A 20,811-nucleotide genomic window follows, 5' to 3' on the forward strand; every position below is an offset into this window, starting at 1 on the left:
TTATTAAACAAGCAAATAATTATAAAAATATAAATAAAACAAATAATTACTTGACAGGTGAACCATAATGCATTATCATTTTAGACACCAGACACCAGACACCAGCACTGGCAAACCTATGTCTTAAGTTTATCAAATAATCTTATTCGGCGAGTTTTTTCACGAAACTTATTTATACCTTCCAAATTATCTCTCAACGAATTATCGAAATTACCGCTCAAATCACCTAAAACAGCTTTGCTAGTATTAGCACTGTTATTATTGTCATCGTCATGGAATGTACAGGCGAATGGCAAAAAGTATCGAGCGGGTAATCGTAGTGATGCAATAATATTACTATCCGAACCATTACCAGCGGAGCCAGTTATGCCAGTTATTCGTTATGTAAGGCCGAATCTATATCAGGGTAAGGGAAAATACGCAGGCCCTGCTAACATATGGAATCCTAAGAAGGGCTTTTTAGTTCAATCAACCAATCCAGGATCATATAACCTCAATTTCCCAACTACAGGTGCGGATAATTTATATTTTGATTTACTCATTACAGGAATAGATGTAAGAGAATTGACATGGGCACCTGTCAGGCATGAGGGAATTACTGCAAGCGTGATAAATGTTGTACCTAATGATGGCTGGATTCCTTATGAAGATAGGGGACAAGTTGTAGCACGTGTTAGGCTAACAGGTCCAGAGGCAAGAAATCAAAGGTTCAGACCTGGCCGAATAGTTAGGCCAAGGTTACCGCAGACGTTTGAGTTAGTGGGTAGAGATAAAGATGGTTATGAGTTAGTAAAATATGGATTTGAGTTGAGGAAGTGGTTCGTCAATCGGGTTGTACTTGAATATTATAATGAACAGTCCGCATGGTGTAGTGGTTTGGGTTATCACATGCCGAGGGCAAGTGATTTAACCAATGCGAAGTGTGGTGTAAGAGGAGATCATTTTTTCAGATGTTTTAAAAGAAAAAATGTCATATTGAACGATGGCGCCAAGCCATCGTCAGGACATGGGGAATACCAACGTCGAATAGGCGCTGGATTTTTCACGGAGTGGGGCAGCATGAGCAACTACGCTGATGCGGGTTTCATCGACAACAGCTACTGGTTAAGTGGCAGCCGATCAGGTGAAAGTATGATGTACGCTGTTAGCTCGAACAAAGGCTACGTCTATAGGCGCATTGATAACTTCGGCGGTAACTATGGTCTTTGCTTAAGTGGTGGTTAATTAATCCTTATGGCGCAGAAGGTGGTTATGGTGTCTGAAAGAACAATATAAAAAAGAATAAAGCTCTGGCGCAAGTTAGGGCAAACCCCTTAGGGTTGCGCAGTTGTGGCAAAGCCACAAAACTGCGCCGCCCCTACCGCCACCGACGCTGAAACCACCGCACCAATCTATTTTATTCACCAAAACAAAAAGAAATTATTTTTCACTAAAAATCAGTCAGAAAAGATGATGATTTTATTAAAGTTTTCTTAACTGTTTTTTTACCGAAAAACACTCCACACACACTGGCAATAAGGCCACAAAACCTTTATACTATATAACAGTTTTTAGTATGACAAATGGCATACTAATATAATTCGTTCTTTAACATCATCAATTGGAATAAATTTATGCATCCGATGCTGAATATTGCTATTCGTGCTGCTCGTAAAGCAGGTAATGTAGCCATCAAGGCTTATGAAAACCCTAGTTCAATCGAAATCGAAACCAAAGGCGCTAATGATTTTGCCACTAATGCCGATCGTGCGGCTGAAGCTTTGATTATTGAAACAATTAAAAAAGCTTATCCTGACCATACTATCATTGCCGAAGAAAGCGGCTTAGCTAAAGGTAATGATGCCGATACTCAGTGGATAATTGACCCAATTGATGGTACGACCAATTTTATTAAAAATATCCCTCATTTTGCAGTGTCTATCGCAGCTCGGGTTAAAGGTAAAACCGAAATTGCTGTTGTTTATAATCCAATGAGTAATGAGCTGTTTACTGCTGCTCGTGGTAAAGGCGCTCAACTTAATGGTTATCGTATTCGAGTGAGTAATGCGAAAGATTTAGACGGTAGCGTGCTAGCAATGGCTTTTCCGTTTAAAGCTAAACAATATAGCGATAGTTATTTTGGCGTATTACAAAAATTATTTGTTAGATGTGGCGATTTTCGTCGTACTGGTTCTGCCGCTTTAGATCTTGCCTATGTTGCCGCAGGTCGTTTAGATGGCTTTTTTGAAATTGGCTTAAAACCATGGGATATTGCTGGTGGTGAGTTGATTTTGCGTGAAGCAGGCGGCGTTATTACCGATTTTGCAGGTGGCAATAATTATATGGTTTCGGGCAATGTTGTTGCGGGTAATCCTAGAATTGTTAAGGATTTATTAGTTTCTACTCAAAACGAGTGGCCCGAAAAATTACGTAACTAACGTTATCTTTTTTATTTCCTCTTATTTTGATCGCAAGTTAAACTCTTGCGATCTGTCTAGTATTTTTCTGCATTGTTATCAATTTTGAGTATATACTAATCAATAATCGTATAAAAATTAAGGCTGCATTTTATGAAGACAATACAATATCATCTTAATATTGAAGGAATGAGTTGTGCCTCTTGTGTTAGTCGTGTAGAAAAAGCAATTAAAAAAGTTGATGGTGTGATTGATGTCAGTGTTAATCTGGCAACTGAGAAAGCAACAATTAATGCAGATACTCATGTTAAACTTGAAGCATTAATGTCTGCGGTTGATAAAGCGGGCTATCGCGCTATTAAAATTTCAGATCAACAATCAGGTGCAAATAAAGTTAACAAACAAGCATCTATTTTACCGATTGTGATTTCTGTTATTTTAGCCATTCCTTTTGTGTTACCTATGTTATTAGAACCTTTTGGATTTCATTTGATGATGCCAGCTTGGTTACAACTGGTTATTGCATCTATTGTGCAATTTGGACTTGGTGCTAAATTTTATCGAAGCGGTTTTAATGCGGCTAAAGCGTTGTCGGGTAATATGGATTTATTAGTGGCCATTGGTACTAGTGCGGCATATGGGTTATCAGTTTATCAGCTTATCATGGGCAATGATGAGCACCTTTATTTTGAATCATCAGTTATTATTATTACCTTAATTTTGCTTGGTAAGTGGTTAGAATCAAGAGCTAAACATCAAACCACACAAGCAATTGAGGCTCTGTCTGCGCTACGCCCTGATGTTGCTTTAGTAAGGCGTGATAATCAAGAAATAAGTTTACCCATTAACCAAGTTAAAGTGGATGATATTGTTATTATTAAGCCTGGAGAGCGTATTCCAGTTGATGGCGTTGTGATTGAAGGTGCATCTAGTAGTGATGAATCAATGCTAACAGGTGAGAGTTTTCCTGTAAATAAAACTGTTAATGATGTTGTTACTGGCGGTACAATTAATGGCGAAGGGTTACTTATCGTTAAAACTACAGCGATTCAAGCGGATTCTACTTTATCTAAAATTATTGAAATGGTTGAATCTGCTCAGGCTAAGAAAGCACCAATCCAACGAGTTGTTGATCGCATCAGCGCTATTTTTGTGCCAGTGATTTTATTGATTGCACTTGTTACGTTATTGGCTTGGGGTGTGATATCGCATGATTGGCAACAAGCATTACTCCATGCGGTGGCTGTGTTAGTGATTGCTTGCCCTTGTGCATTAGGCTTGGCAACACCAACAGCAATTATGGTTGGTACAGGAGTGGCTGCTCGTCATGGTATTTTAATTAAAGATGCCGAGGCATTAGAAACACTGCATAATATTAATATGGTTGCATTTGATAAAACAGGCACATTAACCATTGGTAAACCAGAATTAGTTGAAATGGATGTTATGGGTAGTGAGACGCCCGATCAAATTTTATCGCTCGCAGCGTCATTACAAGCAGGTAGTGAGCATCCACTTGCCAAAGCTATTTTAAGTAAAGCTAAAGAGTATCATTATGCTCAAAATATTACTTCGGTAGCTGGTTCAGGAGTGATGGCAACCGTTGATAACACCGAATATTATTTAGGTAGTTTGCGTTGGATGAAATCATTAAATGCCTATTTTGTTGGTATGGACGATAAAATTAATCAGTTATCGAGTAAAGGTTATACCATTTCATTTTTAGCGAAACAGCAATCAGAAGGTAATGTGGTGATATTAGCGCTCTTGGGTTTTGCCGATGTAATAAAGGAGGAGGCCGAAAAAGCTATTCAAGCATTACATCAGTTAAATGTAAAAACCGTTATGTTAACTGGCGATAATCAGAAAGCGGCTAATTATGTGGGGCAGCAGTTAAGTTTAGATAAGGTTATTGCTGAAGTATTACCGCAAGATAAAGCAAACTATATTTATCAACTACAAAAAAGTGAAGATATAACTGGCAATAAAACAGTGGCAATGGTAGGAGATGGTATTAATGATGCTCCAGCCTTGGCGGCTGCCGATATTGGTATTGCTATGGGCACAGGCACCGATGTGGCTATGCATGCAGCAAGTATTACTCTAATGCGTGGTAATCTATTTTTGATTGCTGATGCGATCGATATTTCGCGCCGAACCTATAATAAAATTAAACAAAATCTATTTTGGGCATTTTTCTATAATTTAATCGGTATTCCGCTAGCGGCATTGGGATTTTTAAATCCAATGATAGCTGGTGCCGCTATGGCGTTAAGTAGTGTTAGCGTTGTAACCAATGCACTTTTACTTAAACGTTGGAAGGCAAAATCAGAAAACCAATAATATAAGATTTTTGTTTTGAATTAAGGAGGCTCTAAGCCTCCTTTATATTGATTAGAAGACAAATTAACTTAATTCATTCTACAAATAAGCGTACATTCTTGTTAAAAAGTTTCAGGTAACATGGTGTTTGAGTATAAAAATTATCAAAAAAAGTACGTCCAATATTGTTAAATAGTAATAATAAACAAGATAAATATGCCTTATTTTGTTTACTGAATTATTTTAGGGTGGTATCGATCTAATAGCATGTTATTGAATTTATTTTCTGGGTCTAATTGTGCTTTAAGTTTAAAAAAGCGATCTGCTTGTGGGTATGCGCGCTGAAATTGTTCACCAGTTGCATGTAATTGATACGGTAAATAATAACTTCCACCCTTTGCTAATACTGCATCGATTAATTCTCGTGTCCAGATTCCTACTTTCTTTTTGCTTTGTTCATCAGTATCTTGTTGATAATAAATAACAAAAGCAAACACTTCGGTTTTAGCCCATGCTAGTAATGAACCGTTATCAGGATTTGCATGACGAATCGAAATATTAATCACATTGGCCTGATGTTTTTTTAGGATAGCAATTAATTCAGGATAAAAATCCTCAAACCGTTCTATGGGGATAAAATACTCCTGCAGAGCAAAACTTTTATTTTTGCTTTTAATTGGCTGTAAATTCGACACATCATAACTGGCTTCATAATTACGCCACATTACTGGTTGTTTTGTATAATCTATATCATCATACAATTTACGTAAATGCTTGCCTAAATTTGATGAGGCGACAATTTTTATTTTTTGTTCCTGTTCAAACGAATATTGGTCGATTGGGCGTAATCTGTCCAAAATAGTCAATGGTTCTTGTGTTTCTTTAAAAGTGACAGCACGAACTTCTTCAAAATCAGGTGGGTAAATTACCGAGTTATGGAATATGGCACTTTTGTCAGAACGAATCTGTTGCATAAAATATGGGTAATACTTGGCAATTGGCATAACATCGCTAATGCGTTTTACTTTAACATTATCAACAAGTCGCAAAGTGACTTCTGTAATTACGCCTAATCCACCATAACCGCCGATAGCGCCATAAAATATATCTTGATTTTCTTTTGGACTGGCTTCGACAATAGCGCCATCAGCTAGGACAATTTTGAACTTCTCAACAGATAAAATCATAGGGCCTTCTCCAATATAACGCCCATGCACATTTACACTAAGCGAACCACCAATACTAAAATTGGCATAGCTTTGCATGATTTTTACCGATAAATTGTAGGGATCAATCAATTCCTGTACTTGACGCCAAGTTGCGCCTGTTTCAATGGTTAAAAGTTTCTTCTCAGGGGTGAAATCAATCACATGGTTGAGTTTTTGTGTATCTATTTGAATTCCATTGTTTATTGCTGTTTGTCCCCCCATGCTGTATTTGCCACCAGCTATACTAATTGGACCAGAGGTATTTTTAACTAGTTCAGAGACCTGTTGAGTCGATTCTGGTTGCATAATCGCAGATGCTTGTACTGGTGTCATACCTGTAACATCATTTACAACGACAGCTTGCGCTTTTGGTGGTAGTAGTAAGAAAAGACAACAGCTCAATAAAGTTAATTTTTTCATTATAAGTTATTATTTATTTTGGATATATTAAAAATATGATTCTATCTATACAAATTAAATAAATCAATGCTTCTATAATTTTTATGTGCTTATTTTTGAATAAAGTAGTATGGGAAAATAAACAGCAGTGGTGAACATCTTAAAAAGTGAGAAAATAAAAATGAGTCATAACTACCTTATTAATCAAAAATTCACCAAAGCAGCCTACCCACAAACAAATGGAAAGTCGAAAGAGTAACACGAACTTTGAATTGCGATGTGGCATAATCAGCAAATATTTAGCGATTCAAAAGGTAGAAAACAAAAACTTGAACGCTTTATTAATTTTTATAATACCGTTAAATCGCATAAAGCAATTTTTGGAAAAACGCCTTATGCGTTTTTAGAGGATTATTTTAACCTATGAAGTGCAAACAACTCGGCGTTTTTCTATATTTAAGCATTTCAATATAAAATGCAAAACAACGTGCTTTTATTGGTTATCTGATAACAAAGAATTCATCAACAAAGGTAAGGTCTAATGTTGTTAAATAGTGATAATAACCAAGATACATTTCATCTTTATAAATTTTTAAACACATTTGAAAAACGGGTTCATTATAATCTCCCGTTAAAATCACACTTAAGCTTTCATGAAAAGTAAGTGTTTGGGTCTCTTGTTTAGTATTAAGTTCTAATTCTGTGTAGTGATCATTAAGAATATGTTTTAAGTTTGTCATAGCAACTTTTTTTAATTTAGTATTGATTAATTCAATATCTGTAGATTTTAGATAATCAAATAGTAGCATTATGTTGATCACTCCTCGATATTTGTTAATCATTATATTAATGTTAATGGCTTTTGTTTATTTATCTGAGTGTACTGAAATACTGATGTAAAAAAATCAGTGTGTTACTTATCAAAATTGTTCAGGTAGAGTATTGATTTTATTTAAGTTTTTATCTTGATTTTTTTATTAAAATCCTATGGTTATAAAATTATTGCTATTTTCAGCGCAGTTGGATTTTGCTGTCTTTGGTTTTGGAAGAGACTAAAATTTTTGTTAAAAACTTTCAAGTGAATTTGTGTTTATGTAAGAAAATAATCTAGATTAACTCAAGAATGTTTAAAAATGTGGCGTTTAAGCTAAATAGGTATTGCTTTATTATTTTATTGCTATAATATAGCCACTTCTTTGACGCGGGGTGGAGCAGCTTGGTAGCTCGTCGGGCTCATAACCCGAAGGTCGTTGGTTCAAATCCAGCCCCCGCAACCAATTTTAGCTAGTCCGTAACAACTCCACAGTACTCCAAACATCACACTTTATCTTTATACCATTACTATTTTTATACCATCACTATTCCGATTTTGGCACCGCTAGCAATGTAGATACTGCTTCGCTAATGCGTCTTGCTATGTAGCTATTGTTCATGGTGTATAAGTGAATGCCATCGACATCTTGCGAAACCAAATCAACAATCTGATCGATTGCGTAAGCAATACCGGCATCACGAAATGCTTCTGGATGATGTTCATATTTTTCCATCATTTGTTTGAATTTTTTCGGTAAATTTACCCCACACATCGATACCATGCGCTCAATTTGGTTTTTATTGGTCACTGGCATGATGCCTGCTTCTATTGGAACATTAATGCCAATATCGCGAGCTTTATCTAAAAATGTATAAAAATAGTCATTATCAAAAAATAGCTGTGAAATAAGTTGATCGGTACCTGCATTGACCTTTTCTTTTAGGTGGATCAGATCTTGTTTTAGTGTTGCTGCTTCAAGGTGTCCTTCGGGATAGCATGCACCAATCACGTTAAAATCACCGTTTTCTTTAATGAATGTCACCAGTTCGCTGGCAAAGCGAAAGTCATCTTTAGGTTGCACATTCGGGCTGATGTCACCACGCAAAGCGAGCACATTATCAATTCCTGCACATTTAAGATCATGTAGGATTTTTTGCATTTCAGCTTTATCAAAATTGATCCCTGGCAAGTGAGCGACGCTTTCAATGCCATAAGTGTGTTTGACTGAGTGGGCAATATCAATGGTGGTTTGACCATTTAAGCTACCACCTGCACCATAAGTGACACTGATAAAATCAGGTTTAAAATAACCAAGTTCACGCAATGTACTATAAATTGTTTCTAGTGGTGAGGTTTTTTTAGGGGGAAAAACCTCAAAGGAGAATACGGTTTTTTTATTAAATAGTAGATTTGTTTTCATTTGTTTCATCCATTGGTTATGTCACTCATTTCCTTTATTGACACTTCCGCCGCCCAAATAGGCGGCGGAAACGTAAGGCTATGAACAAAGCCTGATTTGTTAATAAAAAACTCAACGACTTTGTAAAAATAGTACTTAGTTCAGTGTTTTTCTTACTTCTAAAGTGGCTTGTACTAAATGTTGTAAGCTTTCAACCACTTCTTTTTCGCCACGAGTTTTTAAACCGCAATCTGGGTTGATCCACAATTTTTGGTTATCAATCTTCGCTAGTAACTTTTCAATCGTTGCTTTGATTTCGGCTACTGGTGGTACACGTGGTGAATGGATGTCATAAACCCCTGGTCCTACTTCAGTTTTGAAGTTGTTTGCATTAAGTACGTCAATCAACTGCAAATTAGAGCGAGAAGCCTCGAACGAAATAACATCAGCGTCCATTGCATCAATATCTTTAATAATGTCAGCAAATTCGCTATAACACATATGGGTGTGGATTTGCGTATCTGCTTGCACTTTGCTATGTACCAATCTAAACGCAGGGATCGCCCAATCAAGGTATTCACTGTTCCAATCTGCTTTACGTAGTGGTAATTTTTCTTTTAATGCCGCTTCGTCAATTTGAATGATCTTAATACCCGCTGCTTCAAGATCTAATACTTCATCACCAATTGCTAATGCTATTTGGAATACCGATTCTTTTTGAGAAATATCTTCTCGTGGGAACGACCAATTTAGAATAGTCACAGGTCCTGTTAACATACCTTTAACTGGTTTGTCTGTCAGGCTTTGTGCATATTTTGAATATGCAACAGTAATCGGTTTTGAGCGTGAAATATCACCCCAAACAATTGGTGGCTTAACGCAACGAGTACCATAAGATTGCACCCATGCTTTTTCAGTAAACACAAAGCCATTTAAGCTTTCACCAAAATATTCGACCATGTCATTACGTTCAAATTCACCATGTACTAACACATCAATGCCAATTTCTTCTTGTAATTTAATACACTGCGCAATTTTTTGTTGATTAAACTCAGTATATTCGTTCAGGCAAATTTCACCTTTTTTGAATTTAGCACGATTTAAACGTACATCAGGTGTTTGTGGGAATGATCCAATAGTGGTTGTTGGTAATAGTGGCAAATTAAAGGCCTTTTTCTGCGCTGCTTCACGCACTGAAAATTCAGGTAAACGAGTAAAGTCCGAATCTTTTAATGCGGCCACTTTTTGGCGTACCGCTTGGTTTGCACCTTCGCGCTCACGAGTAAATAATGTTTGGTTAGCTTTATAAGCAGCATTATTTTCAGGATTTGCATCCTTAAATAATTGACCAAGTTCAGCAAGTTCTTGTAGCTTTTCTTGTGCAAAAGCAAAATAAGCACGTTGTTGAATAGTTAATTTGGTCTCATTTTGCAATGTATAAGGTACATGCAGTAATGAGCAAGAAGTATTGATTACAATATTTGCGGCTTTTTGTTTGATTTTACCAAGTAATGCTAAGGTTTTTTGGTAATTGTTTTTCCAGATATTTTTTCCATTTACCACACCAGCAAATAACACTTTATCGGCAGGGAAACCATTGTTTTCAAGTAAAGCTAATGATTGTTTACCTTCAACAAAATCAAGACCAATACCATCAAAAGGTAAAGCGACAAGTTCTTTATAACAATCACGTACATCACCAAAATAAGTTTGTAAAACAATCTTAGTTTGTCCTTTTACCGATAAAATCGCTTGATAAAGTTCGGTAAATAAAGCGATATCGTCTTTATTTAGGTCAGTGACTAAAATAGGTTCATCAATTTGGATCCACTCAGCACCAAGTGTTGTGAATTTTTGGATGATGTCTTGATAAGCTTTAATAATATCGGCTTTAAAATCAACAAGCTGTTTTTTACTTAAATACTGCGCTAATTTAAAAAAGGTTAATGCACCAATCACAACCGGCTTGGTTTGTACACCTAACGCTTTAGCTTCTTGATATTCGTCAAAAGGTTTAGTGCCTGTTAACTTAATTTGTACTGAATCTTCAATTTCAGGTACTAAATAGTGGTAATTGGTGTTAAACCATTTTTTCATAGCGAGTGCTCGCACATCGCCTTTTTCACCCTGATAACCACGTGCCATCGCAAAATAACGGTCAAGTTCAGGTAAACCTAAATCTTGGTAACGTTTTGGAATAACATTAAGTAAACACGCTGTATCTAACACCGCATCATAGAATGAAAAATCATTAGATGAAATAAAGGCAATTTTTTGAGCCGCTTGTTGTTTTAAATGCTCAGCTCGTAGCGCTTTAGCTTCGTTTAATAATTCAGCTTGTGTTTTATTACCTTTAAAATAGGCTTCTGTTGCAAATTTAAGTTCACGAAGCTTACCAACTCGAGGATATCCAATAACAGCAGTATTCATTTTTATTTCCTTTTTATCGACTTTTTTTAGTGATAAAGAAGATAACAAAAAAAACAGATATTGAATAATTCTAGTTTTTTATTGGTTAATATAGTTTTTAACTATAACTGATAAAATAAAAAATCCCACTATAGCTAAATAGTAGGATTTAGTATTAAGTGATTTAGCTTAAATTATTGACGCCACTCGCCACGAATAGGTCTTGAAAAATGAGCAAGAACGGCAATCATACAAATTTCAATTGAAACGCCCCAATAGATATGACCCAAAATTTCGCTCCAAAGTTCATAGCCATTTAAATTCCATAACCAACCAACAGTACCTTCGGCATCATAAGCAGGATGACGAAAGCCAAGTAATGGAATTAAAAAACCATGCATAGAGATAGTAATAATCGTGCCATAAACTGCGCCATACCATAGTCGGATTTTGTTGCAATAATATGCACCAGCCACATAAACAAAGGCAAAAGCAAAACTGAATAACCAGTGATAAAGCGTTACCGCACCAGAAACAGTTGCTGTTTGATAAATATAATCAAGTGAATGAGAATCAATCCCTAACCAACCAAGCCATGCATCAATATGTGCCGCTGGAGGCGAAATTTCACCCGGGACACGAGGAGGCATATTAACCTCGGATCCCCACTTAACTAAAGCACTAATAAAACCACCAATGATTGTTGTCCAAATAATGACTTGACGATTTGTTTTATTTCCAAACATACTGGGTTTTCCATAATTATAATAATAGGTGTATAAATTATACTCCTGTGTAATTTGGGATAAAAGAAGAATAAGTTGGGGGAGGTGTAAAAGTTATTGTGAGGAGTGGTGGTGATTATTTATGGGGCATTTTGTACCGATTTGAAGAGGGTGGTTTACAAGAGGTATTTCTATACTATACAGTGAATAAATAATTGAGCATAGCAATGCTATATTGAAGGTAAAGATGATATATACATGTGTTATTGAGTTATAAAACGATATTAGCTTATTCTCATAAAACTGATTACCCCAGTATTTTTTCTATAGCGTAATTTTTTAAGTTAGTTTTTTAGTAATTATGGAATAAAGCAGAGGAAGCTGAATAGTCTTAAATTTATAGAAGTACTAATTTTAAGTGCCTATAAAATAGGCGCTTAAATTATAATCACTTTTATACTTCTACTTCTTTTGGATACAAAGAATCGTCTGGTATCTCAATATCAATACTTTCTAACAATGCATTATATTGGTTTATATCTTCTTGAACTTTTTTTATTATTGCGATGGCTGATTTTTGCATTTCAGGTTGATCTATAATAATCCCACCTCTTTCTAAAACGCCATACAGATGGGAATATTCGTTATGCACTCTATCGGTCATAAATACATAAAGATCATCACCCCAAAAACTTTTCAGTACTTGGGTTGTTCCATAAGATGGAGATGGAAATTTGTAAAAAGTATAAATTTCTAAAAATTTACGAGCATAATTACCGAAGTTATAAAATAAATCATAATTACTATCATCAATATTTTTCACGGTTGCACATTTATAGATTTTTCCAAATAAAAAATTAAATTCTGTTACAAATTCTCTCAAGTACAAAGGCATACGTCTTATTGTCGAAATACGATCATTTCGTTCAATTAAATAGTAACTACATTTTTTATTTCTATTTTCTTTATCAAGATTTGTTAAATACTTTAAAAATTCTAAGCTATGAGTTGAAATAAATAATTGCTTATATTTTTTATTTTTACAAATTCTTTTCTGAATTAAAGAAAAAATAAAGAAGATATGGTTACTATCTAAACTACAGATTGGATCATCTATCCAAATAATTGGGTTTTTATCTTGCTCAAGATCATCTTGGATTTTTGTTAAAAAATAACAAAAGGCAATAAGACTACACTCTCCTTCACTTAAATTATGTGCTTTAATACCATTTCGTTTAATTTCAAATTTGATAATTTTATTTTGAGGATCATCTAGTTCTTTTGCTTCTAGACTCAAAGCGTTATGACCAAAATCATGTTGTAGTATTTTATTAATACGATTACAAGCCTCTTGTTCAGATTTCAGTTTATTTTCTTCTAACTTAATTTCGTTGAGAATACGATCCTTTTCTTTTATGTATGATTGCAATTCACTTTCTAATGGTGGAATAGCAGTCTTAAGCTTTTCTATCTCAGCTAATTTATCGCTATAATTGATATCTTTTAAAAAATTATAAACATTATTTAAGCGTAGATGATCTTTCGCTACTTTTTTTTGATGATTTAAATTGGCTGTTAATTCAATATGCTTTTGTCTAATGTTTTCAATCTGTTCTAGTTTTTTTGTTATTGCCTCAGAATAATCCGCTGGGGGTGAAAATTCCAACACACTAAATAATTGTTCTTGCTTTTTCGTTAAGTAAGATATAAGAATATCTGATGATTGGATTTGGTTTTGTAAAAGTCTTGAAAGTTCTGTTTTTAATTCATTTAACTCAGGATGAAAATTTTCATAAAAAGCATTTACATCAATATTAACAGTCATAGAAGCTTTTTCTTTTTCTAAATATTCGATACCTTTTATAATACGTTTTTTCAATTTTGTTGACTCTTCATCAAAGTGATTACGTAGAGCCTCTAAACGCTTGGTAGAAATACTATTTGAGCAAAAAGCGCACATATTTCTTTTTTCATGGTAATGCATACCCTCTTCAACCCATTTATTGAGATGACCATTATTAACCAATTCCTCTATTTTTCTCGATTTTCCAATTTGAGTGTTAAGTATCTCTTTAACTGATTTAATTATCGTTTGGTAATTGATTACAAACGAAGGGATCTTATTAGGAGTTTCTTTTTCTACTTGTAAAATAAGTTTTTCATATGAATATTTTTGGTTTTTATCTAATGATTTATAAGTTGATTTTAAAACCTTAGGTATATCTTTTCCTTTTAGTTTTGTAATAGTATAATTTTGATCACCATATTTTTCAGGTTGTTTTCTTATAGAATCTTCACTTTTTGTAGCTCTATCTGAAAGTAATTTATCGAGTTCTTTTTGCTTATCGGAACAAACATCCGTTGCCTTATTCAAATCTTTTTGTTTTTTTTTAATGGATAAATATATACCAGTTTCAGCATCTTGTTTATCTGTGCCAAGCTTATCGTTTAATTCTTGAATACGATTCAAAACTTTTTGGTTTTCGTCGCCTAAAGTAACTGAAAATGATTCAATATATTGTGAATCATCATAAATAAACTTTAAGTTTTCCTTAACAAAATCAGAGTTATAAACATAAATTGGATAAGAAAAGGAATCAAGCTCAGATTGTTTAATGGTTTTATTATTTTCTAAGCAAATTTCAAACTCAGGATTTTCATATTTGCTAGAGATGTTTTTAGTTTCTAATGATCTAATTATTTTAGAAAGACTAGTTTTCCCAGAATAATTTCTACCATAAAAAATATTAATCTTTTTAAAATTATATATTTCTGTTTTATTATCTTGTAGATAAGCTAATTCATTATCCCATTCAAAATTTCGAAAAATTCCAAAATTCTCGATTCGTTTTATTTTTAAAATTTTCACTATTTTTGATCCTTATGTAACATCAAATTATTTTTTTGAGCAAAGATATAATTATTTCTAACAAAATATTCAATAATGCTTATTTCTATAGATTTACCTTATAGGCATAATTTTTAATTAACAACTAAAGAAAAGTGAGTAAAAAACAATCTTTTTAATCTATTACAACATCAATTAACGGTCAATATTTTATTTATTCAATATAAAACGCTCTTTATTATTAGTCCAAGAGCTGAGAATTATTATGGCTGTGAGGCAGTTAATGGGGGAAATGATAAAAATGGTTTCATTGCGAAGAAGTTATACACCAATTTTGATTGGTTTTTATATGAGCTAACACAATTAGAACAACATATGTATACGGATTGTGAACACTCTCACAAATAACATCTCAAAAAACAAAAAAAACTGTATTTATTTACAGTGTTTTTACTGCTATACTGCCAATATTATAACTAGCCTTATGTATTAATTTATTATGATAACTCAACTAACTATTAATAATTTTGCTATTGTAGATCAACTTCTTGTCGACTTTACTACTGGGATGACCGCTATTACGGGGGAAACAGGAGCAGGGAAGTCGATTGCTATTGATGCATTGGGATTATGTTTAGGAAATCGTTCTGATGCTTCATCTATTCGGCATGGGGCTGATCGTGTTGATATTTCGGCTTGTTTTGTGCTTGATGATACGCCAGCGGCTTTTAATTGGTTACGCGAAAACCAACTTGATGAGGGCAATGAGTGCATTTTGCGACGAGTAATTAATCAAGATGGGCGTTCTAAAGCGTTTATTAATGGTCGAGCTGTTCCTATTTCGCAATTAAAAGATTTGGGGCAAATGTTGATTCAAGTTCATGGGCAACATGAGCATCAACGCCTGTTACGCAGTGATTATCAGCAGTTGTTGTTAAATCATTATATGAATGAATCAACACTACTTGCTCAAATGCATCAAGCCTATAGGCAATGGAAAGAGGCAACTCGGGCTTACCAACAATACGAAACAACAAGGCAAGAGCGTGATGCGCATATGCAGCTTTTGCAATATCAATTAAAAGAACTTAATGAATTTTCGCCCATTGAAGGGGAGTTTCAACAAATTGATGAAGAGTACAAACGGTTATCTAATAGCGAACAGTTAATTAATCTAAGCCAGCAATCTGTCATGTTGTTAGACGAGGCAGACGACTATAACGTCAGTAATTTACTAAGCAGTGTGAAAAATAGTGTTCAAGAACTAACCTCGCTCGATCCTACGTTAAATAATGTTTATAACATGTTGGAAGAGGCATCTATTCAAATTAAAGAAGCAAGTGATGAGCTTCGTCATTATAGTGAACGTTTAGAACTTGATCCTGCTCGAGTCATGCAACTAGAACAGCGGTTATCTAAACAGATTGCTTTGGCGCGTAAACATCATGTCTTGCCCGAAGAATTGCCAGATTTACATCAAACTTTGTTAGCTGAATTTAAACAAATTAATCAGCAAGATGAACAAAGTGAACAACTTAAAAATGATATTACTAAATACCATCAAATCGCCGTTGAAATTGCTACAAAATTGCATCAAAAAAGGTTAACAATAAGCAAAACATTAGCTAAAAAAGTAACCACTATTATGCATGAATTATCTATGCCCAATGGTCAATTTAGTATTGATGTTGCTTTTGATGAAAATCGATTAAATGAAGATGGTGCTGATCAAGTCATTTTTTTAGTTAGTACTAATGTAGGACAAAGCCCCCAACCTCTGGCTAAAGTGGCTTCAGGCGGTGAGTTGTCGCGTATTGCTTTGGCAATTCAAGTTTTAACTGCGCAAAAAATGGATACGCCAGCTCTAATCTTTGATGAAATCGATGTTGGGATCAGCGGTCCAACCGCCGCAAAAGTGGGGCAACTATTAAGGCAGCTTGGACAATCAACTCAAGTAATTACCGTTACTCATTTACCACAAGTTGCAGGACAAGCTAATCAACACTATTTTGTTAGTAAACAAACTAATGGTAAAAAAACCACTACAGATATGCAAAAATTAAACGAAAATGGGCGATTAAACGAGTTAGCGAGATTATTAGGCGGCGATAAAATTACAGACGCAACATTAGCCAATGCGAAAGAGCTACTTATTATCTAACTTAATTGTGGTAATATAACGCTTTCATTTTGGTAGGAAGGAAGCTGGCTTATGAGTCTAACAGGTAAACGTATCTTATTAGGAATTACTGGCGGCATTGCTGCTTATAAATGCCCTGATCTGGTTCGTCATTTAAAAAAATGTGGCGCACAAGTGCGTGTTGTTTTGACTGATTCTGCTAGCCATTTTGTCACTAAAATGACGCTTCAAGCTGTTTCTGGCAATCAGGTTTCTAGCGATCTCTTTGATCCATCGGCCGAGCTTTCTATGAGTCATATTGAACTTGCCAAATGGGCTGATTTAGTATTAATTGCGCCTGCAACCGCCAATATTATTGCTAAAATGGCAAATGGTATTGCCGATGATTTGTTATCAACAATTTGTTTAGCAACATCTTCGCCAATTGCCATTGCTCCGGCGATGAATCAACAAATGTATAAAGCCGCCGCAACTCAACATAATTTATCTGTATTAGCGTCAAGAAATACCTTAATTTTAGGTCCAGACAGTGGTTTTCAAGCCTGCGGTGATGTTGGACCAGGACGTATGCTTGAGCCGCTCACTATTGTTGAAGAAATAACCCACTATTTTAAATCAACCTCAGTGCTTTCAGATATATCAATTACCATTACGGCAGGACCAACAATCGAAGAAATCGATCCAGTTCGTTATATTAGTAATTACAGTTCAGGAAAAATGGGATTTGCAATTGCAAACGCCGCTGCTCAAATGGGTGCCAATGTCACATTAATTAGTGGACCGGTTCATTTACATACGCCGAATAATGTCAACCGAATTGACGTTAAAAGCGCTAAACAGATGTACGATGAAGCAATGAATTACGCTAAAAAATCAAATATTTTTATTTCTTGTGCCGCTGTTGCCGACTATCATGCTAAAACAATTGCGACACAAAAAATTAAAAAAACGGGCGATAACGATGAGCTTGTGATTGAATTAGTTAAAAATCCCGATATTGTAGCAAGTGTCGCAGCGCTAAAAACACATCGCCCTTTTGTGGTAGGATTTTCCGCTGAAACTAATGATGTTAAAGTTTATGCACTAAAAAAATTAACCGCAAAAAACTTAGATTTAATTTGTGCTAATGATGTTTCTGATAAAACCATTGGCTTTAATTCCGATCAAAATGCATTAACACTGTATTGGCAAAATGGTGAGCAAACGTTACCATTAAGCAGTAAAAACCAATTAGCAACACAGTTACTTCAAACTGTTATAACACGATATAAAGCGAGTCATGATGAAAAGAAAAATTGATATAAAAGTATTAGACAAACGTTTAGGTAACGAATTTCCTTTGCCTACTTATGCAACTGAAGGATCTGCAGGCATTGATTTAAGAGCAATGTTTGATAAAACAACCGAAATAAAACCAGGAGAAACTATCCTAACCCCGACTGGTTTATCAATGCATATTGCTGATCCTAGTTTAGCGGCATTAGTGTTACCGCGTTCAGGGCTTGGTTCAAAAAATGGTATTGTACTTGGTAATTTGGTGGGTTTGATTGATTCGGATTATCAAGGTCAATTATTTGTGCCTGTTTGGAATCGAAGCCAAACTCCTTTTGTGATTGAAGCAGGCGATCGAATTGCTCAACTAATCATTGTTCCGGTTGTACAAGCCGAATTTAACATTGTTGATGAATTTGTTGAATCAGCACGAGGCGAAGGTGGTTTTGGACATTCGGGTAAAAAATGATCGTGAGTAGCAAAAATAGAAATCGCAAAGAAGATATCTTACAAGCATTGGCAAAAATGCTTGAATCTAATGAAGGTACTCAAAGAATAACTACGGCTAAATTAGCTGCAACAGTAGGTGTTTCTGAAGCAGCTTTATATCGACATTTTCCGAGTAAAACAAAAATGTTTGAAAGTTTAATTGTCTATATTGAAGATATCTTGTTATCCCGTATAAATGTGATCATGCATGAAGAGCCAAATACATTTACTCGGTTACAACTTATTCTTGCTTTGATATTAGGGTTTTCTGAAAAGAACCCAGGATTAACCAGAATTATGACTGGGCACGCATTAATGTTTGAGCAAGATCAGTTACAAGAACGTATTAGCCAGCTATTTGAACGAATTGAAACTCAAATTAAACAAGTTTTACGCGAGCGAAAAATTCGTGAAGGTGTTGCCTTCATAACTGATGAACGCATTTTATCTAGCCAATTATTAGCTTTTTGCGAGGGAATGATGGCACGTTATTCTCGTTCAGGTTTTAAATATCTACCAACAACTAATTTTGATACACGTTGGTCTTTATTAATCAAACAACTTGTTTAGCCAATTGTGAATTAAAATACTTTAAAAAAAATTTCTATTACCCATTACTGAGGATAATAATATGAATTTTGAAGGTTTCTTAAATTATACCCTTTCATTCATTGAAAAATATGATGGGGTTGTATTTAGCTATATTGCTCATTTTTGCTTTGCCATTGTTATTTTTGTGATTGGTAGAACTATCGCTAGATTTATTAGCAACCAATTAAAAAGAATATTATCAAATCGACACGTTGATCCAACTGTTGTTAAATTTGTCAGTGCATTAGCATACTATGCGACTATTGTAATGACATTGGTTGCTGTTTTAGGTCAATTAGGAGTACAAACAGCATCTATTGTTGCAGTGATTGGTGCGGCTGGCTTAGCTGTTGGTTTAGCGTTACAAGGTTCACTATCTAACTTTGCGGCTGGAGTGATTTTAATTATTTTTCGCCCATTTAAAGTTGGTGAAACGGTAATAATCAATAGTCAGCAAGGTATTATTGATTCTATACAAATTTTCTCAACATCTATTGTTACACCAACCAACGAACTAGTTATAATTCCTAACAGCCAAGTAGTAAGTGCTAATATTATCAACTATACTCGTTTACCAGAAAGACGTTTAGATTTGGTGGTTAATGTTGGTTATGATTCAGATATTCAAAAAGTCTATCAAGTGTTAAAGCAAGCAGTTGATAAAACTAATAATATATTAACATCCAAAGAGCCTACCATTCGATTAGATGTTTTAGATGCGTCCTCGATGAATTTTAATGTGTTAGTTTGGACATTAAACGAAAATTATGGCGCGGTAAAAGGTGAGCTGCTTGAAAATATCAAAAATGGATTAACTGAAAATAATATTAATATTCCATACCCAACAATGGATGTAAATCTTAACAATAAGTAGCCAATCAATTATTAAAAAACTCCGTCTGTGTTTATCAACGGAGTTTTTTATTATCTAATAACAATTAAATATCTTGATCCATATTTAATGCTGGTTTTTCGCAATCAGGGCAACCCACCACTTTGGCTGGTACACCTGCAACGGTTGTATGCTGAGGTACGGGATCTAACACAACAGAGCCAGCTCCAATTTTAGCACCTTTGCCTATTTCAATATTACCTAAAATCGTTGAATGAGCTCCAATCATCACCCCTTCACGAATTTTTGGATGGCGATCACCATTTTCTTTACCCGTTCCGCCTAATGTAACCGATTGTAAAATAGAAACATCATTTTCAATTACCACTGTTTCTCCAATCACAATACCTGTTGCGTGATCAAACATTACTCCACAGCCAATTTTTGCCGCAGGGTGAATATCAACACCAAATACAATCGCAATTTGGCTTTGTAAAAAAATAGCCAATGATTTACGTTTTTGCTTCCAAAGCCAATGTGCAATTCGATAAGCTTGCAAGGATAAAAATCCTTTGTAATAAAGAAGTGGTGTTGAATAGTAATTAGTGGCTGGATCGCGAATATAAACAGCCATGATATCGCATATAGCTGACTGAATAATATTTTGGTCCGCTTGATAAGCCTGACGGGCAATTTCACGAATTTCAATAGCGGGCATAACCTGAGAAACAAGCTTATTAGCTAAAATATAGCTTAAAGCACTCCCCAGATCTTCATGATTGAGTAAAGTTGCATGGAAATAACTAGCTAACATCGGCTCGCTTTCAACTAACTCAGAGGCTTCTTGTCGAATGGTTTTCCATAACATCTCGGGTTTAACAACTACTTTTACATCGTTCACTACAAGTCCCTATACATATTATCTAAAATTGCTAATATTGTTTCGCAAACTTTCCTTAGAAGCAAG

16 protein-coding genes and 1 tRNA gene are annotated in these 20,811 nt (G+C 34.8%); 10 read left to right on the forward strand and 7 right to left on the reverse strand.

Going from position 1 to position 20,811, the window contains the following annotated elements; translation table 11 throughout:
• The first annotated feature begins 237 nt into the window (after window positions 1-237).
• From GYW75_RS06450 to GYW75_RS06465, 4 genes are all read left to right on the forward strand, one after another.
• A complete protein-coding gene (locus GYW75_RS06450) occupies window positions 238-1,224 on the forward strand; it encodes a hypothetical protein (protein ID WP_238786421.1) in 987 nt (328 codons plus the stop codon).
• Between the two features lie 105 nt (window positions 1,225-1,329).
• Window positions 1,330-1,476, forward strand: a complete 147-nt coding sequence (locus GYW75_RS06455; RefSeq protein ID WP_167370059.1) for a hypothetical protein — start codon at window positions 1,330-1,332, stop codon at window positions 1,474-1,476.
• A gap of 137 nt (window positions 1,477-1,613) precedes the next feature.
• On the forward strand, window positions 1,614-2,417 hold the full coding sequence (suhB, locus tag GYW75_RS06460; protein WP_034909524.1) for an inositol-1-monophosphatase: 804 nt from the start codon (window positions 1,614-1,616) through the stop codon (window positions 2,415-2,417).
• Window positions 2,418-2,549: 132 nt separating this feature from the next.
• Window positions 2,550-4,739, forward strand: coding sequence for a heavy metal translocating P-type ATPase (locus tag GYW75_RS06465; RefSeq protein ID WP_174798823.1), 2,190 nt, complete (start codon window positions 2,550-2,552; stop codon window positions 4,737-4,739).
• 209 nt (window positions 4,740-4,948) lie between these two features.
• Here GYW75_RS06465 and GYW75_RS06470 read toward each other — a convergent pair whose 3' ends face one another.
• Both GYW75_RS06470 and GYW75_RS06475 read right to left on the reverse strand, forming a co-directional pair.
• Window positions 4,949-6,346 carry an FAD-binding oxidoreductase gene (locus GYW75_RS06470; RefSeq protein ID WP_174798824.1) on the reverse strand — a complete coding sequence of 466 codons (1,398 nt, stop codon included), beginning with the start codon at window positions 6,344-6,346 and terminating at the stop codon, window positions 4,949-4,951.
• A 479-nt stretch (window positions 6,347-6,825) separates the two neighbouring features.
• On the reverse strand, window positions 6,826-7,134 hold the full coding sequence (locus tag GYW75_RS06475) for a hypothetical protein (protein ID WP_065590221.1): 309 nt from the start codon (window positions 7,132-7,134) through the stop codon (window positions 6,826-6,828).
• Between the two features lie 391 nt (window positions 7,135-7,525).
• Here GYW75_RS06475 and GYW75_RS06480 point away from each other — a divergent pair.
• Window positions 7,526-7,602 (forward strand) — tRNA-Met (locus tag GYW75_RS06480).
• A gap of 81 nt (window positions 7,603-7,683) precedes the next feature.
• Here GYW75_RS06480 and metF read toward each other — a convergent pair.
• The 4 genes from metF to GYW75_RS06500 form a co-directional block, all read right to left on the reverse strand.
• Entirely contained in the window at window positions 7,684-8,559 is an 876-nt protein-coding gene (gene metF / locus GYW75_RS06485; protein WP_085164636.1) for a methylenetetrahydrofolate reductase [NAD(P)H], read from the reverse strand.
• Between the two features lie 135 nt (window positions 8,560-8,694).
• Window positions 8,695-10,968: a 5-methyltetrahydropteroyltriglutamate--homocysteine S-methyltransferase gene (metE, locus tag GYW75_RS06490; protein WP_085164627.1), complete on the reverse strand. Its 2,274-nt coding sequence runs from the start codon at window positions 10,966-10,968 to the stop codon at window positions 8,695-8,697.
• A gap of 173 nt (window positions 10,969-11,141) precedes the next feature.
• Entirely contained in the window at window positions 11,142-11,693 is a 552-nt protein-coding gene (locus tag GYW75_RS06495) for a YagU family protein (protein ID WP_065561279.1), read from the reverse strand.
• Window positions 11,694-12,126: 433 nt separating this feature from the next.
• Complete coding sequence (locus GYW75_RS06500) at window positions 12,127-14,541, reverse strand: AAA family ATPase (protein WP_202983936.1); 2,415 nt, start codon at window positions 14,539-14,541, stop codon at window positions 12,127-12,129.
• Between the two features lie 478 nt (window positions 14,542-15,019).
• On the opposite strand from GYW75_RS06500, the gene recN reads away from it, so the two are divergent.
• The 5 genes from recN to GYW75_RS06525 all read left to right on the forward strand — a co-directional run bounded on the left by recN (window position 15,020) and on the right by GYW75_RS06525 (window position 19,886).
• Window positions 15,020-16,681 carry a DNA repair protein RecN gene (recN, locus tag GYW75_RS06505; protein WP_174798825.1) on the forward strand — a complete coding sequence of 554 codons (1,662 nt, stop codon included), beginning with the start codon at window positions 15,020-15,022 and terminating at the stop codon, window positions 16,679-16,681.
• A gap of 51 nt (window positions 16,682-16,732) precedes the next feature.
• Window positions 16,733-17,959: a bifunctional phosphopantothenoylcysteine decarboxylase/phosphopantothenate--cysteine ligase CoaBC gene (gene coaBC / locus GYW75_RS06510; protein WP_174798826.1), complete on the forward strand. Its 1,227-nt coding sequence runs from the start codon at window positions 16,733-16,735 to the stop codon at window positions 17,957-17,959.
• Window positions 17,943-18,401, forward strand: coding sequence for a dUTP diphosphatase (gene dut, locus GYW75_RS06515; protein ID WP_034909576.1), 459 nt, complete (start codon window positions 17,943-17,945; stop codon window positions 18,399-18,401). The genes coaBC and dut overlap by 17 nt, the downstream gene beginning before the upstream one ends.
• A complete protein-coding gene (gene slmA / locus GYW75_RS06520; protein WP_034909580.1) occupies window positions 18,398-18,991 on the forward strand; it encodes a nucleoid occlusion factor SlmA in 594 nt (197 codons plus the stop codon). The genes dut and slmA overlap by 4 nt, the downstream gene beginning before the upstream one ends.
• A 61-nt stretch (window positions 18,992-19,052) precedes the next feature.
• Entirely contained in the window at window positions 19,053-19,886 is an 834-nt protein-coding gene (locus tag GYW75_RS06525; RefSeq protein WP_085164619.1) for a mechanosensitive ion channel domain-containing protein, read from the forward strand.
• A 64-nt stretch (window positions 19,887-19,950) separates the two neighbouring features.
• Here GYW75_RS06525 and cysE read toward each other — a convergent pair whose 3' ends face one another.
• Complete coding sequence (gene cysE / locus GYW75_RS06530; RefSeq protein ID WP_174798886.1) at window positions 19,951-20,712, reverse strand: serine O-acetyltransferase; 762 nt, start codon at window positions 20,710-20,712, stop codon at window positions 19,951-19,953.
• Between the last annotated feature and the right edge of the window lie 99 nt (window positions 20,713-20,811).

This window comes from Gilliamella sp. ESL0232 (genome assembly GCF_013346885.1).
In the GTDB taxonomy this organism is placed as follows: domain Bacteria; phylum Pseudomonadota; class Gammaproteobacteria; order Enterobacterales; family Orbaceae; genus Gilliamella; species Gilliamella bombi.

What these genes read in the sequence shown, in the direction of transcription:
- suhB (WP_034909524.1), top strand. Translation starts at nt 1,614, where the DNA reads ATGCATCCGATGCTGAATATTGCTATTCGTGCTGCTCGTAAAGCAGGT.
- GYW75_RS06465 (WP_174798823.1), top strand. Translation starts at nt 2,550, where the DNA reads ATGAAGACAATACAATATCATCTTAATATTGAAGGAATGAGTTGTGCC.
- GYW75_RS06470 (WP_174798824.1), bottom strand. Translation starts at nt 6,346, where the DNA reads ATGAAAAAATTAACTTTATTGAGCTGTTGTCTTTTCTTACTACTACCA.
- GYW75_RS06475 (WP_065590221.1), bottom strand. Translation starts at nt 7,134, where the DNA reads ATGCTACTATTTGATTATCTAAAATCTACAGATATTGAATTAATCAAT.
- metF (WP_085164636.1), bottom strand. Translation starts at nt 8,559, where the DNA reads ATGAAAACAAATCTACTATTTAATAAAAAAACCGTATTCTCCTTTGAG.
- metE (WP_085164627.1), bottom strand. Translation starts at nt 10,968, where the DNA reads ATGAATACTGCTGTTATTGGATATCCTCGAGTTGGTAAGCTTCGTGAA.
- GYW75_RS06495 (WP_065561279.1), bottom strand. Translation starts at nt 11,693, where the DNA reads ATGTTTGGAAATAAAACAAATCGTCAAGTCATTATTTGGACAACAATC.
- recN (WP_174798825.1), top strand. Translation starts at nt 15,020, where the DNA reads ATGATAACTCAACTAACTATTAATAATTTTGCTATTGTAGATCAACTT.
- coaBC (WP_174798826.1), top strand. Translation starts at nt 16,733, where the DNA reads ATGAGTCTAACAGGTAAACGTATCTTATTAGGAATTACTGGCGGCATT.
- dut (WP_034909576.1), top strand. Translation starts at nt 17,943, where the DNA reads ATGAAAAGAAAAATTGATATAAAAGTATTAGACAAACGTTTAGGTAAC.
- slmA (WP_034909580.1), top strand. Translation starts at nt 18,398, where the DNA reads ATGATCGTGAGTAGCAAAAATAGAAATCGCAAAGAAGATATCTTACAA.
- GYW75_RS06525 (WP_085164619.1), top strand. Translation starts at nt 19,053, where the DNA reads ATGAATTTTGAAGGTTTCTTAAATTATACCCTTTCATTCATTGAAAAA.
- cysE (WP_174798886.1), bottom strand. Translation starts at nt 20,712, where the DNA reads ATGTTATGGAAAACCATTCGACAAGAAGCCTCTGAGTTAGTTGAAAGC.